Origin of the sequence: Methyloversatilis sp. RAC08, assembly GCF_001713355.1 — a bacterium.
Lineage (GTDB): Bacteria > Pseudomonadota > Gammaproteobacteria > Burkholderiales > Rhodocyclaceae > Methyloversatilis.
In genome coordinates, this window is the sequence record NZ_CP016448.1 from 3,239,356 (window position 1) to 3,256,151 (window position 16,796).

Here is a 16,796-nt window from a genome sequence, read left to right on the forward strand (position 1 = left end):
CATCACGCTGCAGGTTGAGCCGAGCGCCATCAATCGCTTGCCTATGCCGTCATTCAGGAACGAACTTTATGGACGAAAGATTTCACCTTTGCTCGTCATCGCGATCCCGATCGACTTTTTGGTCAGTGCAAGACGAGTGCGCTGCGCTTTCGACCGCCGATCAGTCGCCGCTTTTCCGCGGCCTGCGCTGCATCGCGGCGCGGGCCAGGGCCACGCCCAGGGCGGCCAGCGCCCAGCCGGGCAAGGGTACGTCGCCGTCTTCGCCGCCGCCGCTCTGGCTGGCGCCAATCTGTACGCTCTGCGTCACGGTGTTCGCCGGCCGGAAGCTCGCGTTGCCCGACTGAGTGGCAGACACCATGCAGGTGCCAGTGCTCACCGCGGTCAGCGAGCTGCCGCTGATCGAGCAGATGTCCGGGGTGAGGCTGTCGAAGCTGACGACGAGGCCGCTGCTGGCGCTGGCGATCAGCGCGCCGCTGGCGCCCACCGCCAGCGTGGGCAGCGCGCTGAAGCTGACGCTTTGCGTGCTGCGCGCAGCAGACACGATGAAACTGCGGCTGACCGGTGCGGCTGGTTCAAAAATGGCATTGCCCGGCTGGCTGGCCGTGAGCTGGCAGGTTCCGATCATGAGGAGCGTGAGCCCGCCGCCTGCCACCTCGCACACGCCGGGCGTGTTCGACACCAGTGTGATCGGCAGTGCGGAGCTGGACGACAGCACGAGCGCCGGCGCCGCTTCACCCAGCCAGGTATTGCCCAGTGGCGCGAAGCTGATGGTTTGCGCGGTGCCGGTTACGGTGAAGGACTGGGTCACCGTGTCGGCACGCGCGCGGCTTTCGTCGCCCTGCTGATCGGCCGACACCACGCAGATGCCGGTACGCAGCAGTGCGACCGTGTCGCCGCTCACCGTGCATACCAAGCGGGTCCATGAATCGAAGCGCACCGGCAGGCCGGAACTCGCGCTGGCGCTCACGGCGATGGTGGCAGCCGACAACGGCAGATCGGGCAGCGCTGCGAAGCTGATCGTCTGCGCGCTATTGACCGACAGCGGTACGGCGCTGTTGCGAAGCACACCATTGCCGAGTTGGCCGTCGGCATTGCGTCCCCACGCGAACACCTGGCCATCCGATCCCACGGCGAGGCTGTGGTCGAAGCCCGCGGCAAGTCTGACCACGGACACCCCGGCGGGCAGGCTCACCGGTTCGGGCGTTGTGCGCAGTGTGATGCTGCCGCCGCCGAGCTGGCCGTAGTAGTTGTTTCCCCATGCATACAGCTTGCCATCGGATCCGAGGGCCAGACTGTGGTAATCGCCGGCTGCGACGCTGAGCGCGGACACCCCGGCTGGCAGGCTCACGAGCACCGGTGTCCTGCTGTCCGCGGTGCTGCCGTTGCCCAGCTGGCCGAAGCCGTTGTCGCCCCACGCATAGAGCTTGCCATCCGAGCCACGAGCCAGGTTGTGGTATTGGCCGGCTGCGACGCCGAGTGCGGACACGCCGGTGGGGAAAACGACCGGTACAGGTGTCGGGCGAGCCGTGGTGCTGCCGTCGCCGAGCTGGCCGTAGAGGTTGTCCCCCCACGCATACAGCTTGCCATCCGAGCCCTGAGCCAGGGTGTGGAGTCGGCCCGCGGTGACCTTGAGTGCACTGACCCCGGCCGTCAGATTCACCGACACCGGCGTCGTGCGCTGGAGGGTGCTTCCGTCGCCAAGCTGGCCGTAGCCGTTGCTCCCCCATGCGTACAGCGTGCCATCCGCCCCCTGTGCCAGACTGTGGAAGGTACCGGCTGCGACGGTGAGTGCAGACACCGCGGCGGGCAGAGTCACCTGAACCGGCGTCGTGCGCTGCAAGGTGCTGCCGTCGCCGAGCTCGCCATACCTGTTTTCCCCCCATGCATACAATCTGCCGTCCGAGCCCGCGACCAGACCATGGGATGCGCCGACTGCGGCGTTGAGTGCGGACACGCCCGCCGGCAGGCTCACCGCCACCGGTGTCGTGCGATCCGAGGTGCTGCCGTCGCCCAGTTGGCCGACGGCGTTTTCGCCCCATGCGTACAGCTTGCCATCCGAGGCCCGAGCCAGGCTGTGGTCGCCGCTGGCCACGATGTCGAGCGCCGACACGCCGGCCGGCAGGCTCACTCGCCCCGGTGGCGTACGAGAAGCAGCGCTGCCGTCGCCGAGCTGGCCATACTCGTTGCCGCCCCATGCATACAGCGTGCCGTCCGAACCCATCGCAAGCGTGTGGACACCGCCCGCGGCAACACCGAGCGCAGACACGCCGGCGGGCAGACTCACCTGCAGGCGTGTGGCGCGCCCGGTGTAGCTGCCGTCGCCGAGCTGGCCGTCGGAATTGCCACCCCAGGCGTACAACATGCCGTCCGAACCCAGCGCAAGGCTGTGGGTGGCGCCGGCGGCGAGGCTGAGCGCAGACACGCCAGCGGGCAGGCTCACCTGCACCGGTGTCCCTGGCGGAACGGCACTGCCGTCGCCGAGCTGGCCGTCGAAATTGCTCCCCCATGCGTACAGATTGCCATCCGAGCCCACCGCCAGACTGTGATCGTCGCCAGCGGTGACGCTGAGCGCAGATACTCCGGTACTCAGCCTCACCCGAACCGGTGTCGCGCGCAGCTGGGCAAGACTGCCGTCGCCGATCTGGCGGCGGGTGTTGCTCCCCCACGCATACAGCTTGCCGTCCGAGCCCGTGGCCAGGCTGTGGACTCGACCCGCCGAAACGCTGAGCGCGCTCACCCCGACCGGCAGGCTCACCTGTACCGGTGTCGCGCGCTGTTGGACGCCGCCGTCGCCAAGCTGCCCAAAGTCGTTGTTCCCCCACGCGTACAGCTTGCCATCCGAGCCCATGGCCAGACTGTGGCCATCGCCGGCTGCGATGCCCAGGGCAGACACCCCGGCGGGCAGGCTCACCTGCACCGGTGTCGTGCGCTGCGTGGTGCTGCCGTCTCCGAGTTGGCCTTCGGCGTTGGATCCCCACGCATAGAGCTTGCCATCCGAACCCAGGACCAGGCTGTGGGCGCCGCCCGCGGCAACGCTCAGTGCGGACACCCCGGCCGGCAGGCTCACCGGCACCGGTGTCGGGCGAGTCATGGTGCTGCCGTCGCCGAGCTGACCCGAGGCATTGGCGCCCCAGCCATGCAGCGTTCCATCCGCTCGGATTTCCAGCGAATGCCCGCCGCCCGCCGCCAGTGCTGCCGTCACCTCGAAACTGCGCGTCACGCTCACCGGCAGGAAATCGTCGTCGCCCGCCTGAGTCGCCGTGATCGAGCAGCGTCCGACGCGGAGCGTCGTGACCGTGTTGCCCGACACTGAACACACCGCAGGTGTGCTGCTTTCGAATATCGCCGCCAGCCCGGATGACGCCGTGGCGCTCAGGTTGAAGGCCGGCAGCACCCGCGCGCGGTCGGTCAGTGGCGCGAAGTCCAGCGTCTGGGCGCTGGGCGCCGTGACCGGCTCGGCCAGCCCGTCGCCCGGGGTGGCGGCTTGCGCAGGAAGGCTGCACAGCGCCGCATGCAGTACGCACATGGATGCGAGCGCTGTGCGCACGGCGGCACACGCTCGAAGCAAAGACTGAATCGCCATTTTTATCTTGTTCCCGATCATCCCGATGGATGCCGGGCTTTGTTGCATCGGACCACCGTGTTTGACCGCATGTCGCATCGAGAAAGACCGGCGGCTGAAGTCCGGGCCAAATGATGAGGACGACATGACACGGCTTCGGCGATCACGACGTCCACGCGCGGCACACCCACGCATCGGAAATGATGCTAATTGATTTCATCCATGTTTATGGAATGGCGTCCGCGGTGTAATGAAAACTTCATGGACGGTGATTTCGTCCACCCATTCGGTCGTGACGCGCGCGTCGCCTGGCGCGTTCGGCCCCCGTGCGTCAGGCGCTTCGCGACGCGACGCGCGCCGTCAATCTCACGATCAACACAGCGAGCAGACCCGCCAGCACGAATCGTCCGCCGGATTTGAGGAAAGCTGACCAGACCAGAATCGGCGAGCTGCCGTGCGGGTCATGCGCGTCGCGATGCAGTGCCCAGAGCAGGGCGTCGAGCACGAAGGGGACATCGAGCGCGAGCAGCAGAGCCAGGGCGGGCAGGGCGCACAGTGCGCGCAGTGGCCATTCGGCGGTGCGCTGTGCCGGCCAGGCGGCGAGCAGCGCAATGAACAATGTGGGTGCGAGCCAGAAGGTCGCCAGCGGCGTGGTGATGACGGCGCGGGCGCGCGGGTCGGCATAGGTCACATGCGTGCCGGTCAGGATCAGCTGACGGATGCCGGCTTCGAGGCGGATCACCGTGTCGGCGCCGGTTTGCGTGATGCCGAGAGACAGCACGCTGTGATGACGATCGATCAGGTCCATCGTCAGCGCGATCGCGGGCAGCAGACGCTGCATCAGCGCCTCGCCCTGCCACAGCACGAGCGCGCCGATGAGGCACAGCGCTGCGATGAAGCGCAGCGCGACATGGCCCGGATTCATCGATAGCCGATGTCCGGTTCAGGTTCGGGAACGGGCGCGCGATGCATGATCCACTGGAAATACAGCGCCAGCAGCGCCACCAGCACGATGGGCCCGATATAGTTGTGCAGCCAGTCGAACCAGCGTGGATCACTGCGCCAGGCGAAGAACAGCGCCGTGATGCGCGTGACGTTGAGCAGCCACACGAGCAGCAGCCCGGCCAGCCAGCCACCCAATCGCCAGCGCCAGGCGAGCGGCGCCACGGCGAAGGCGGCTGTCATCAGCCACAGCAACTCTGCACCGTCGCAACCCTGCAGCACATTGATGCCGCCACCCGGTGCCTGCACGCGCGGTCCGGCCGCTGCGGCACCGCTTTCCGGCTGAACTGCGGCGATCAGCACGACGGCGGCGCGCACATTGAGGTCTTCGACCCACAGCCGGAACAGCGCGCTGTCCTGCTGCACCGACCAGCCCCACTGCAGCGCGGCGAAAATCAGCGCGAAAATGCCGACGCGCCAGAAAGCCATGGTGCCGACCGAGTCATCTGCGGGCTTGCCTTCCGTCACGGTTTCGAAGTTTCCGATTCTCGTTTGCGCAGTCGTGGCCGGACCGCTGCGCCAAGCAGTGAGGCAGCCAGTGCGCCCAGGGCCCAGGCGGGAAGAGGCACATCACCCGACGCGGCGGTCGGCGGATCGTATTCCAGGGTCAGCAACGGCACATTCACTCCCCCTTCCCGACTGACCAGGCGCTTGGCGGAGCGCGTCGTTGCTTCTGCACCGCGGATCAACCAGCCGTGGTTGGACGACGGATCATTCACCCATCCCTGAATGTCGGCCAGCATTTCCGGCGTGCCTGCCCACACGAAGGCGCCGGTCGAGACCAGCAGAATCGATGCGCTTTCCGCCGCAAAGTCTCCACCCGGGGTGCTCCAGCTCTGGGGCGGGGCAGCCGCATGGTAGCGCTGCGTCCAGGTCACGTCGCCGGGCAACGCGAGCTCGCCACCGCCGTTGCCTCCTCCGCCTGAACCCGAAGCGCCCTCACCCCACGCGGCGAGCACCCGGTGCAGGCCCGCCACACTGTCGGCGGGTGCGCCATTGGCGATGCGGTCGATCACCACACGCAAGGAAGCAGACCGTACGGTCGATCCGGGCGGAACGTCGGAGAGGTCGAAGCGCACCAGGGCGCGTCGTGGAAAACCGGCCGCCGTGGCGCCGATGAACAGGTGGGAACCCGATCCGTTTGCCAGGCCCGGCTCGTCGCCGAACAGGGTCGCATCGGCTGCCGGCGCGCGCTGTATTTCGACACCTTGCGCCGGAGCGGCGAAAGCGATCAGCACAAGCGAAAGACACCACGGGCGCGCATGGGAAACCATCACAAATCGCGACATGGCACTCATGCGACGGCTCCGGAAAGGTATGCGACGGAGTCTAGGTACGAAACGTGATGATTTCGTGATGCGTGGGTGCGCCCGTAATGCGCAGCGCACGAGGTCAAGGAGCGCTGCGCCGTACGGTCGGTCAGAATGCGTTCAGCTTTTCCATCAACTGCGCAAAGTTGATCGGCTTGGCGAGAAAGTCGTCCATGCCGGCGTCCAGGCAATGGCGCCGGTCGGTTTCGAAGGCATTCGCGGTGAGCGCGATGATCTGCGGCTGATGGCCCGGGCTGCTGCGGATCGAGCGCGTCGCTTCGAGGCCGTCCATCACCGGCATGCTCATGTCCATCAGGATCACGTCGTAGCCACGTTCCGACCACAGGCTGAGCGCTTCGGCGCCGTCGTGTGCGAGATCGGGTTCGACCCCGAGACGCTGCAGCATCCGCTGCACCAGCAGACGGTTGACCAGATTGTCGTCGGCCACCAGCACGCGCAGATCGGCGGGCAGGCGTGGCGCTGCGTCGTCCGTCACGGCGGCCGGGGGGCTGCTGGCAATGGTTTCGGTCAGCGGCAGCACGAAGCTGAAGGTGCTGCCTGCACCGGGCGTGCTGTCGACGACGATCAGGCCGCCCATGGCCTGCACCAGGCGCTGGCTGATCGCCAGCCCCAGCCCGGTGCCGCCGAAGTGGCGGGTGGTGGAGGTGTCGACCTGGGAGAACGGGCGGAACAGCCGGGCGCGCTTGTCGTCCGCGATGCCGACGCCGGTGTCGATGACGGCCCATTCGACGCCCGGTGTGCCGTCAGGCATCGGTGCCGGCCGCACGCGCAGCACGACCGATCCGGCGGCGGTGAACTTGATGGCGTTGCCGACCAGATTGACCAGTACCTGACGCAGCCTGCCGGCATCGATCATGGCGTGGGTGTCCGGTGCGACCGCAGAATCGAGTTCGAGCGACAGCGACTTTGCCCTCGCCTGGGGCCGGGTGATCGACAGCACGCTGTCGTGCAGGTCGGACAGCGTGCTGGCATGAATGTCCAGCTCCAGACGGCCCGCCTCGATCTTGCTGAAATCGAGGATGTCGCTGATCAGGCCGAGCAGCGAATCACCGCACTCGAGAAGGGTGTCGACGTACTGCGTCTGCTCCGCATTCAGTTCCGATGTCGCCAGCAGCTGGGCCATGCCGATCACACCATTCATCGGTGTGCGGATTTCGTGGCTCATCGTGGCGAGGAAATCGGACTTCGCGCGGTCGGCCTGTTCGGCCCGCGCCAGCGCCTCGGACAGCCTGGCGGTCCGTTCGATGACCTGCGACTCAAGGGAGGCGGCGAGGGCGCGCAGCGCCTCGTTGCTGTCGAACAGCTCGCGTGCCTTGTCTTCCAGCAGTTGTTCTGCCGCGTGCCGGGCCGCGCGCTCGCGCGCCAGCCTGCGCTCGTACAGCGCGATCTGCCTGTCGTCCGGCGCCGTGCTGCCCGGCTCGCTCATGCCGTGCCGCGGGTGAGCGTGAAGCGGATGACGCTGCCGGGCGCATCCGAAATGTCTTCGCGGCGGATGCCGATGTTCTCGTTGAAGTGCGCGATGCAGGCGGTGATCAAGCCTTCCGCGAGGTCACCGAAGTGGCGGTCCGAGCGGTAGGTCATTTCAAGCGTGTTGATGCCGTCGCCACCGATGTCGAAGCGCGGTGGCCGTGCGTCCGGGTAGAGCTTGCGCACTTCGGGGTGGATGATGGATTCGATGCTCGACAGCATGTGGAAGGAGTCATTCATGCCCGAGAACAGGTGGCCGTAGCCCTGGTGGAAGCGGCCGAACAGGTATTCGCCGAAGGTGCGCACGAGTTCGGGCACGGTCTTGCCGGTGCGTGCCGACAGCTCGACCACCATCTTCACCAGTTCATGGTGGTCGTACTGACCCACGGCGGTGTAGGCGCCGCCATTCGGCGGTGCAGCCGCCTCGATGACTTCGTCCATCAGTTCGGGCGAGTAACGTGCCTCGACCATGTCGATGAATTCCGTGAATACCATGCCCTTCATGCCGGACCTCCCCGCTACCCGCTGACGATGCCCGGTTAACGGCGCTGCCAGTGAAGCCTGAAGCCTTTATACTTCGCGGCCTTAGCGAGGAGAAAGCACCATGAAAAAAATCGAAGCCGTCATCAAGCCATTCAAGCTCGACGAAGTCCGCGAAGGATTGTCCGAAGTGGGCGTGACCGGTCTGACGGTGACCGAAGTGAAGGGTTTCGGCCGGCAGAAAGGCCATACCGAACTGTATCGGGGCGCCGAATACGTCGTCGATTTCCTGCCCAAGATCAAGATCGAAGTCATCGTGGCCGACGAGACCGTCGACCGCGCGGTCGAAGCCATCATCAAGGCTGCCCGAACCGGCAAGATCGGTGACGGCAAGATTTTCGTCATGTCGGTCGAACAGGTCATCCGCATCCGTACCGGCGAGTCGGGCGAAGAAGCCATCTGACGGCCATCGCCTGGTTCCGGGCCTCCTGGACTACTGGCCGGACATCGGTTTGAGCAGCACCATCAGGGCCCCCGCGCCGCCTTCGTGCGGCCGAGCCTGACAAAACGCCAGCACCTCCTGGCGATGCATCAGCCAGCCCAGCACCAGGCCTTTCAGCACCGGCTCCCGCCCGGGCGAACCCAATCCCTTGCCGTGAATGACCCGCACGCAGCGCAGTCCGCGCCGGTGCGCGTCGTGCATGAAACCGACCACCAGATCGTGCGCGGCGTCGCGTGTGGCGCCGTGCAGATCGATCTGCCCCTGCGACACCCAGCGGCCGCGTCGCAGGTCGCGCAGCACCTGCTTGCCCAGACCGGCGCGCAGGAAGGACGGCTCTTCGCCGCCTTCCAGACGCAGATCGGTCGATAGCGGCCCGCGGATCGATTCGGCCAGCACCGACCGGTCGTCCGCTTCACGCTGTACCGGCCAGGCGCGCGGCGGCGGGGTTTCGAGCAGGATGCGGTCGGTGTATAGACGATGCACGCCTTCCACCGCCTGCCTGAACAGCGCGATGTCTTCAGCGTCGGGCAGCGCCGGCGCCGGGTGGCGCCGCCTCTTGTTCGAAGACATCGCGCGTCATGTCCAACCGGAATCAGGCCAGGCCGAGACTGTCGAGGTAGCGCTCGGCATCGAGCGCAGCCATGCAGCCGGTGCCGGCGCTGGTGACCGCCTGACGGTAGATGTGGTCCTGCACGTCGCCGGCAGCGAACACGCCGGGGATGCTGGTTGCCGTGAAATCGCCCTGACGCCCGGCCTTGGTGACGATGTAGCCACCTTCCATGTCGAGCTGGCCTTCGAACAGCGACGTGTTCGGCTGGTGGCCGATCGCGATGAACACGCCGGACAGCTGAACGTCCTCGGTCGAGCCGTCGAGCGTCGATTTGACGCGCATGCCGGTCACGCCGGTCTTGTCGCCCAGCACCTCGTCCAGCGTGCTGTGCCAGCGGATGGTCACCTTGCCCTGCTTCTGCTTGTCGAACAACTTGTCCTGCAGGATTTTCTCGGACTTGAACTTGTCGCGACGGTGCACCACGGTGACGTGGCGTGCGATGTTGGACAGGTAGAGCGCCTCTTCGACCGCCGTGTTGCCGCCGCCGATGACCGCGACATCCTGATTGCGGTAGAAGAAGCCGTCGCAGGTCGCGCAGGCCGACACGCCCTTGCCGGCGAATTTCTCTTCCGACGGCAGGCCCAGATACTTGGCGCTGGCACCGGTCGCGATGATCAGCGCGTCGCAGGTGTATTCACCGTTGTCGCCGACCAGCCGGATCGGCTTTTCGGTCAGGTGGGCGGTGTGGATGTGGTCGAACAGCAGTTCGGTTTCGAAGCGTTCGGCGTGGCGCTGGAAACGCGCCATCAGGTCCGGGCCCTGCACGCCTTCGGCATCGGCCGGCCAGTTGTCGACATCGGTCGTGGTCATCAGCTGGCCGCCCTGGGCCATGCCGGTGATCAGCACGGGTTTGAGATTGGCGCGCGCGGCATAGACCGCAGCGGTGTAGCCGGCGGGGCCGGAGCCCAGAATGAGAAGACGCGAGTGCCGTGAAGCCATGACTTGATTCCGGTGAGGTGGAAGAACGACGAAGCTTTGAAACTGACTGCGCCAGGAATCTCTTGGCGCCCGAGGTGCCCGGACGCTCCGTAATTGACGAGGCGCGGAAGCGACGGATTATAGCGATCGCGCCTGCGCACGATCGCTCTCAAGTTCTTGTGTCATCCGCCCGATAAACAAGACAGATATTGGGGCAATTTGTTTCCAGTGTGGAAAAGTCCCTATAATCAGGGCCGCATCAGTGTTTGTGGCTCAACCCCATCTCCGGCGACGACGCAGTGGCCCGGAGAATGACCACAGGCGCGACGATCCATTCAAAGCGGCGCAGCCTGTTCCTGTCAGGCATGCTCGCATCAGGAGGTCTAGAGATGGTAACGGCTCACCCCGTTTCAGTTACGGCTTTGCGCACGTTTTCGATGTTCAGCGGGCTGCCCGACAGTTCGCTCGACCCGGTCGCCAAGGTATCCAACATGCGGCGCGTGCCGCGCGGTTCCATCGTGGTCCGCGCCGGCGACAAGACTGACTTCGTCTACCTCATCCTGTCCGGCAGCCTGAAGGTGCTGGTGAGTGACGAGGAGGGCCGCGAGGTCATCCTGTCGATGCTCGGTCCGGGCGAGTTGTTCGGCGAAATGGGCGTGCTGGACGACAACCCGCGTTCGGCCACCGTGGTATCCGTGGTGCCGAGTGACCTGATCGTCATTGCAAAGACCGACTTCAAGCGCGTGCTGCAGGAGAACTTCGACGTGTCGATGTTCATCATGCGCAATCTGGTGGCGCGCCTGCGCACCGCCGACCGCAAGATCGAAAGTCTTGCGCTGATGGATGTCTATGGTCGCGTGGCGCGCCTGCTGCTCGAAATGGCCGACGAGGTGGATGGCCAGAAGGTCGTTAATCGCAAGATTTCGAAGCAGGACATTGCCAAGATGATCGGTGCGTCGCGCGAAATGGTGTCGCGCGTCATGAAGGATCTGCACCTGCAGGGCCTGATCGAAGAAGCCAACGGCAAGATCCATCTGCGCGAGCGCCTCGAAACCGTTTGACGCTCGCAGGTCGCCGCTTTCCGACACGGGCCGCTGATGCGGCCCGCGTCTTATAATCGGGCCTGTTTCAACCCCGGCCCCGCGCCATCTCCCCTGTGGCGAAAGACGCTCAGCAACTTCCCCTCCCCGAACGCATCGCCGCCGTGCTGCACGAGGCCCGCTGGCTGGTCCTTGCCGCGCTGGCGCTTTACCTCATCATGGCACTGGGCGGTTACGACCGCGCCGATCCGGGCTGGTCACACGCCGCCGCGTCCGAAGGGCTGTCCAACCCGGCCGGCCGTTTCGGTGCCTGGCTGGCCGATCTGGCGCTGTTCCTGTTCGGGCTGTCGGCCTGGTGGTGGGTGGCCCTGCTGATCGGCGGCTGCATCTGGCTGTCGCGCGCCAGCGAACGTCGGCTTGATCGCCGCCCGCTCTACGTCGCGCTGGGTGGTTTTCTGCTGGTGCTGCTGTCGAGCAGCGCGCTCGAGGCGGTGCGCTTTCACAGTCTGTCGGCTGATCTGCCGGTCGGGCCGGGTGGCATGCTGGGCAACGAACTCGGCCAGCTGCTGAGCAGCGGATTCGGCTTCACCGGCAGCACGCTGCTGCTGCTGGTATCGCTTGGCGTCGGGCTGAGCGGCATGACCGGCGTGACCTGGCTCGGTGCGGCCGAAGCGGTCGGCAGGGTGCTGGAACTTGTGTGGTTCGGCAGCGTGCGCGCCTTCACCACGTGGCGCGACCGCCGGGTCGGCCAGCAGGTGGCGGAACAGCGCGAGGCGGTGGTCGAGGCCGAGCGGCGCAAGCCGTCGCGCCGGCGCGAGCCGATCCGCATCGAAGTGCCGGAAGTCGAAGTGCAGCAGTCGGAACGGGTCAATCAGGAGCGTCAGCAGACGCTGTTCGCCAATCTGCCCGGCTCGCTGCCGCCGCTCGCCTTGCTCGACGAAGCGAAGCCGGACATCGAACCGCCCAGTCCGGAAACGCTGGAACTCATTTCGCGCCAGATCGAACGCAAGCTGGCCGATTTCAATGTTGAGGTGAAGGTGCTGGCCGCCTATCCGGGCCCGGTCGTCACGCGCTACGAAATCGAGCCGGCGACCGGCGTCAAGGGCAGCCAGATCGTCGGTCTGGTGAAAGACCTGGCCCGCGCGCTGTCGGTCACGAGCATCCGCGTGGTCGAGACCATTCCGGGCAAGAGCTGCATGGGGCTGGAAATCCCCAACGCACGCAGGCAGATCGTGCGCCTGTCGGAAATCCTCGGTTCGGTCGCCTATCACGACATGGCCAGCCCGCTGACGATGGCGCTCGGCAAGGACATCGGCGGCCTGCCGGTGGTGGCGGATCTGGCGCGCATGCCGCATGTGCTGGTCGCCGGTACGACCGGCTCGGGCAAGTCGGTGGCGATCAACGCGATGATCCTGTCGCTGCTTTACAAGGCCGATCCGAGCCGCATCCGGCTCATCATGATCGACCCGAAAATGCTGGAACTGTCTGTTTACGAAGGCATTCCGCATCTGCTCGCACCGGTCGTGACCGACATGCGCCATGCCGCCAACGCACTCAACTGGTGCGTTGGCGAGATGGACCGTCGCTACAAGCTGATGTCGACGCTCGGCGTGCGTAATCTGGCAGGCTTCAACGCCCGCCTGCTGGAAGCCGAAAAAGCCGGGGTGCCGCTGAACAATCCGTTCTCGATCACGCCGGACACGCCCGAACCGCTGCAGACGATGCCGATGATCGTCGTCGTCATCGATGAACTGGCCGACCTGATGATGGTGGCCGGCAAGAAGATCGAAGAACTGATCGCCCGGCTGGCGCAGAAGGCGCGCGCGGCCGGCATTCACCTGATACTCGCGACGCAGCGGCCGAGCGTCGATGTGATCACCGGCCTGATCAAGGCGAACATTCCGACCCGCATCGCCTTCCAGGTGTCGAGCAAGATCGACTCGCGCACCATTCTCGACCAGATGGGCGCCGAGGCGCTGCTCGGCCAGGGTGACATGCTCTACCTCGCGCCCGGTACTGGCCTGCCGACGCGGGTTCATGGAGCCTTTGTCGCCGACGGCGAGGTGCACAAGGTGGTCGATCATCTGAAGAGCACCGGCGCGCCGGATTACATCGAAGGCCTGCTGACCGGCGCGACCGACGACGACGGCGGCGAACTGCAGCTCGAAGGTGCGGGTGGCGGTGCTGGCGGCGAAGCGGACCCTTTGTACGATCAGGCGGTCGAAGTCGTCGTCAAGACGCGCCGGCCGTCGATTTCGCTGGTGCAGCGTCACCTGCGCATCGGCTACAACCGCGCCGCGCGCCTGATCGAGCAGATGGAGAAATCCGGGCTCGTGTCACCCATGAATGCCACCGGCGGTCGCGAAGTGCTGGCGCCGGTGCGGGAGGAATGATCATGGTGCATCCGTGGCGGGCATCCGTCGTCGCCGCGTTGTGTCTGCTGGCGCTGCCGGCTTCGGCCGCGAGCGGCATCGAGCAGTTGCGTGCCTTCATCGAATCAACCCAGTCAGGTCGTGCGAGCTTCGAGCAGCGGGTGACCGCGAAGTCCGGTCGCAAGCCGCAGGAAGCGAGCGGCACGATGGCGTTTTCGCGCCCCGGCAAGTTCCGCTGGACCTATGACAAGCCCTATTACCAGTTGCTGGTCGGCGATGGCGAAAAGCTGTGGGTGCATGACCGCGATCTGAATCAGGTCACGGTGAAGACGCTGGGCGACGCCCTGGCGTCGACGCCCGCAGCGCTGCTTGCCGGTCGCAACGAACTCGAACGCAATTTCGAACTGCGCGAAGGCGGTGTCGAGGACGGACTGTCCTGGGTGGACGCCAAACCCAATGCCGCGGAAGGCGGTTTCGAATCGGTGCGCATCGGCTTCGCCGACGGCATGCTGCGCGGCATGGTGCTGCGCGACAGTTTCGGTCAGACCACGCTGCTGCGATTCAACAGCTTCGAACGCAATCCGAAGCTCGATGACGCGCAGTTCCGCTTCACGCCACCCGCCGGCGCCGACGTGATCGGCGACGGCGCGAATCAGTGAGCGGCCTTTCGTGATCACCGTGCATGGCTGATCTATTCGGCATGCCGGACGAACCGGCGCCGCCCGCGCGCGCCAGTGCTGCACCCGGCGAGGCCAGAAGTTCGGCCCACGCACCGCTGGCCGAACTGCTGCGCCCGCGCACGCCGGACGAGGTGATCGGTCAGCAGCATCTGCTCGGGCCGGGCAAGCCGCTGCGGCTTGCGTTCGAATCCGGCATTCCGCACTCGATGATCCTGTGGGGGCCGCCGGGTGTCGGCAAGACCACGCTGGCGCGCCTGATGGCCACCGCCTTCGATGCCGAATTCACCGCGCTGTCTGCAGTGTTTGCCGGCGTGAAGGACATCCGCGAAGCCATGCAGCGCGCCGAAGCGGTCGCCGCGAACACCGGCCGGCGCACCATCCTGTTCGTCGACGAGGTGCATCGCTTCAACAAGGCGCAGCAGGACGCTTTCCTGCCCTACGTCGAGTCGGGCACCGTCACCTTCATCGGAGCAACGACCGAAAACCCGAGTTTCGAGGTCAATTCCGCGCTGCTGTCGCGCGCCGCCGTATACATATTGCAGAGCCTGAACGAGGACGAGTTGCAGGCGCTGTTCGAGCGCGCCCGCACCTGCGCCCTGAACGGGCTGGCCTTTGACGAGGACGCGCGCGCCCGGTTGATCGGCTTCGCCGATGGTGACGCTCGCAAGTTGCTGAATCTGCTGGAACAACTCGATACCGCTGCGCGCACCGCCAAAGTCGATCCGGTCACCGCAGCCTTCGTCGACAGCACCTTGTCGCGCAATCTGCGCCGCTTCGACAAGGGAGGCGACGCCTTCTACGACCAGATATCCGCGCTGCACAAGTCGGTGCGCGGCTCCAACCCCGACGCCGCGCTGTACTGGTTCGTGCGCATGCTCGACGGCGGCGCCGATCCGCTCTACCTGGGCCGGCGCATCGTGCGCATGGCGGTCGAGGACATCGGTCTGGCCGACCCGCGCGGGCTGGAACTGTCGCTGCAGGCCTGCCAGACCTACGAACGGCTCGGCTCGCCCGAAGGCGAACTGGCGCTCGCCCAGGCCGTCATCTTTCTTGCGTGCGCCGCCAAGTCGAACGCCGTCTACATGGCGTACAACGCCGCGCGCCGCTTCGTGGCCGAGGACGGTTCGCGCCCGGTGCCGATGCATCTGCGCAACGCGCCGACGAAAATGATGAAGAACATGGGCTTCGGCGCCGAGTACCGCTACGCGCACAGCGAGCAGGACGGCTACGCGGCGGGCGAGCGCTACCTGCCCGACGGCATGCCCGAACCGCAGTGGTATCAGCCGACCGATCGCGGCATGGAAGCGAAGATCGCCGAAAAACTGGCCGCGCTGCGCGAACGGGACCGCAAGGCGCGCGGCGATTGACCGACGCTGGTATCGCGGGCAAGGGCCGCTTCTCGGGCGCCGAGCAGCGCTCGCAGACGCCCGCTGCAGTCAGCGCAGTTCCTGCGGGAGCGGCGGCCTGTTGGAGCGGCCCCTGTGGGAGCGGCGGCCTCGCCGCGATCGTGCCGCGATGGTCGCATTGCAGCGTGCGTATCGCGGCGAGGCCGCCGCTCCCACAGGATGCACCCCACAGGATGCACCCCACAGGATGCACCCCACAGGATGCACCCCACAGGATGCACCCCACAGGATGCACCCCACAGGATGCACCCCACAGGATGCACCCCACAGGATGCACCCCACAGGATGCACCCCACAGGATGCACCCCACAGGATGCACCCCACAGGATGCACCCCACAGGATGCACCCCACAGGATGCACCCCACGGGATTTACCCCACATGTACCGCTCCCGCAGAAGGCGCGCCGCTCATCGCCCGCTGGCGGGCCCTAAGTCAGGCACGCGGCGAAACGGGCGAAATCGTCGTGGATGGCGTCCGGCCGGATGTCCGGGTGACTTTCGTCGGAGGTTGAATACTTGCCGGTGCGCACCAGCACACCGGCGATGCCCAGCGCCTGCGCGCCGCCGATGTCGTCGCGCAGGTCGTCGCCGACCATGATAGCGTCGGCGGCCGCCACGCCGAGGCGGTCGAGCGCGGCCTGGAAGAAGGGCGCCGCCGGTTTGCCGGCGATGTCTGCCGTTACGCCGGTGCCGTATTCGAGCGCGGCGACGAAGGCGCCCATGTCGAGCGACAGGCCGTCCTCTTCCCTGAAGGTCCGGTTGCGCGCCATGGCGATGAAGGGCAGGCCGCGCTGGATCAGGCGGAAAGCGATGTTCAGCGTGGCATAGTCGAAGTACGGACCGGCGTCGCCGAGCACGACAGCGTCAGGCTGTGCGGCATCCGGCCCGACTTCGCTGCGCAGGTCGGGATGCACGATCCAGTGCGGGTGCAGCCGACGCGAGCGCACCAGATTCAGCGTGGCGCCCGGAGCGGTCAGCAGTTCGTCTTCGCGCATCGCAAAGCCGAGCGCATTCATCTTCGCGACCAGCGTGCGTTGCGGCGTGCGCGTCGTGTTGGTCAGGAAGAGCAGCGGCAAGCCGGCGGCGCGCAGCCGGGCGAGCGCTTCGATCGAACCGTGGATGATCTGGTCGCCGACATGAAGCACACCCGCCAGATCGATCAGCAGGGCCTTGGGGTGGGCGGGCAGTGGCATGGCAGGTCTCCCGGATGAGTCAGCGATGGCGAGCGCAGGCGAACAGCCCCGGCTGCGGCCTGTGTGAGCGGCTGCCTCGCCGCGATACGCACTCTGCACAATGACGGTCGCGGCACTGATCGCGGCGAGGCCGCCGCTCCCACAAAACCTCGGCCGCTCCCACAGGGACAGCTCCCACGGCACCCATCCCGCAGCGCCTCGGCGATCTTCCCTTGCCTGCCGGTCAGGCACG

Annotated in this window: 14 protein-coding genes; 5 read left to right on the forward strand and 9 right to left on the reverse strand. The window is 66.3% G+C overall.

What is annotated here, in order from left to right; translation table 11 throughout:
* Nucleotides 1–160 precede the first annotated feature (160 nt).
* From BSY238_RS14805 to BSY238_RS14830, 6 genes are all read right to left on the reverse strand, one after another.
* Nucleotides 161–3,526 carry an RCC1 domain-containing protein gene (locus BSY238_RS14805; RefSeq protein WP_069039822.1) on the reverse strand — a complete coding sequence of 1,122 codons (3,366 nt, stop codon included), beginning with the start codon at nt 3,524–3,526 and terminating at the stop codon, nt 161–163.
* A 367-nt stretch (nt 3,527–3,893) separates the two neighbouring features.
* The gene (locus BSY238_RS14810; RefSeq protein ID WP_069039823.1) at nt 3,894–4,487 is read right to left on the reverse strand and encodes a hypothetical protein; all 594 of its coding nucleotides are present in this window, start codon (nt 4,485–4,487) and stop codon (nt 3,894–3,896) included.
* Nucleotides 4,484–4,993 carry an exosortase/archaeosortase family protein gene (locus BSY238_RS14815; protein WP_150123954.1) on the reverse strand — a complete coding sequence of 170 codons (510 nt, stop codon included), beginning with the start codon at nt 4,991–4,993 and terminating at the stop codon, nt 4,484–4,486. The genes BSY238_RS14810 and BSY238_RS14815 overlap by 4 nt, the downstream gene beginning before the upstream one ends.
* Before the next feature lie 35 nt (nt 4,994–5,028).
* Nucleotides 5,029–5,862 carry a DNRLRE domain-containing protein gene (locus BSY238_RS14820; RefSeq protein ID WP_069039825.1) on the reverse strand — a complete coding sequence of 278 codons (834 nt, stop codon included), beginning with the start codon at nt 5,860–5,862 and terminating at the stop codon, nt 5,029–5,031.
* A gap of 121 nt (nt 5,863–5,983) precedes the next feature.
* Nucleotides 5,984–7,321: a response regulator gene (locus BSY238_RS14825; RefSeq protein WP_069039826.1), complete on the reverse strand. Its 1,338-nt coding sequence runs from the start codon at nt 7,319–7,321 to the stop codon at nt 5,984–5,986.
* Nucleotides 7,318–7,866 carry a heme NO-binding domain-containing protein gene (locus tag BSY238_RS14830; protein WP_069039827.1) on the reverse strand — a complete coding sequence of 183 codons (549 nt, stop codon included), beginning with the start codon at nt 7,864–7,866 and terminating at the stop codon, nt 7,318–7,320. The genes BSY238_RS14825 and BSY238_RS14830 overlap by 4 nt, the downstream gene beginning before the upstream one ends.
* Before the next feature lie 100 nt (nt 7,867–7,966).
* On the opposite strand from BSY238_RS14830, the gene BSY238_RS14835 reads away from it, so the two are divergent.
* Complete coding sequence (locus tag BSY238_RS14835) at nt 7,967–8,305, forward strand: P-II family nitrogen regulator (RefSeq protein ID WP_069039828.1); 339 nt, start codon at nt 7,967–7,969, stop codon at nt 8,303–8,305.
* Between the two features lie 30 nt (nt 8,306–8,335).
* Here the strand turns inward: BSY238_RS14835 and BSY238_RS14840 are convergent, their stop codons facing one another.
* Nucleotides 8,336–8,914, reverse strand: coding sequence for a Smr/MutS family protein (locus BSY238_RS14840; RefSeq protein ID WP_069039829.1), 579 nt, complete (start codon nt 8,912–8,914; stop codon nt 8,336–8,338).
* Between the two features lie 22 nt (nt 8,915–8,936).
* A complete protein-coding gene (gene trxB / locus BSY238_RS14845; RefSeq protein WP_069039830.1) occupies nt 8,937–9,893 on the reverse strand; it encodes a thioredoxin-disulfide reductase in 957 nt (318 codons plus the stop codon).
* Nucleotides 9,894–10,309: 416 nt separating this feature from the next.
* On the opposite strand from trxB, the gene BSY238_RS14850 reads away from it, so the two are divergent.
* The 4 genes from BSY238_RS14850 to BSY238_RS14865 all read left to right on the forward strand — a co-directional run bounded on the left by BSY238_RS14850 (nt 10,310) and on the right by BSY238_RS14865 (nt 15,331).
* On the forward strand, nt 10,310–10,933 hold the full coding sequence (locus BSY238_RS14850; RefSeq protein WP_069039831.1) for a Crp/Fnr family transcriptional regulator: 624 nt from the start codon (nt 10,310–10,312) through the stop codon (nt 10,931–10,933).
* 143 nt (nt 10,934–11,076) lie between these two features.
* Nucleotides 11,077–13,305 carry a DNA translocase FtsK gene (locus BSY238_RS14855; protein ID WP_069040720.1) on the forward strand — a complete coding sequence of 743 codons (2,229 nt, stop codon included), beginning with the start codon at nt 11,077–11,079 and terminating at the stop codon, nt 13,303–13,305.
* Nucleotides 13,306–13,307: 2 nt separating this feature from the next.
* Nucleotides 13,308–13,943 carry an outer membrane lipoprotein chaperone LolA gene (gene lolA, locus BSY238_RS14860; protein WP_442922953.1) on the forward strand — a complete coding sequence of 212 codons (636 nt, stop codon included), beginning with the start codon at nt 13,308–13,310 and terminating at the stop codon, nt 13,941–13,943.
* 23 nt (nt 13,944–13,966) lie between these two features.
* The gene (locus BSY238_RS14865) at nt 13,967–15,331 is read left to right on the forward strand and encodes a replication-associated recombination protein A (protein ID WP_223300156.1); all 1,365 of its coding nucleotides are present in this window, start codon (nt 13,967–13,969) and stop codon (nt 15,329–15,331) included.
* A gap of 468 nt (nt 15,332–15,799) precedes the next feature.
* Here the strand turns inward: BSY238_RS14865 and BSY238_RS14870 are convergent, their stop codons facing one another.
* Entirely contained in the window at nt 15,800–16,564 is a 765-nt protein-coding gene (locus BSY238_RS14870; protein ID WP_069039833.1) for a TIGR01458 family HAD-type hydrolase, read from the reverse strand.
* Nucleotides 16,565–16,796: the final 232 nt, after the last annotated feature.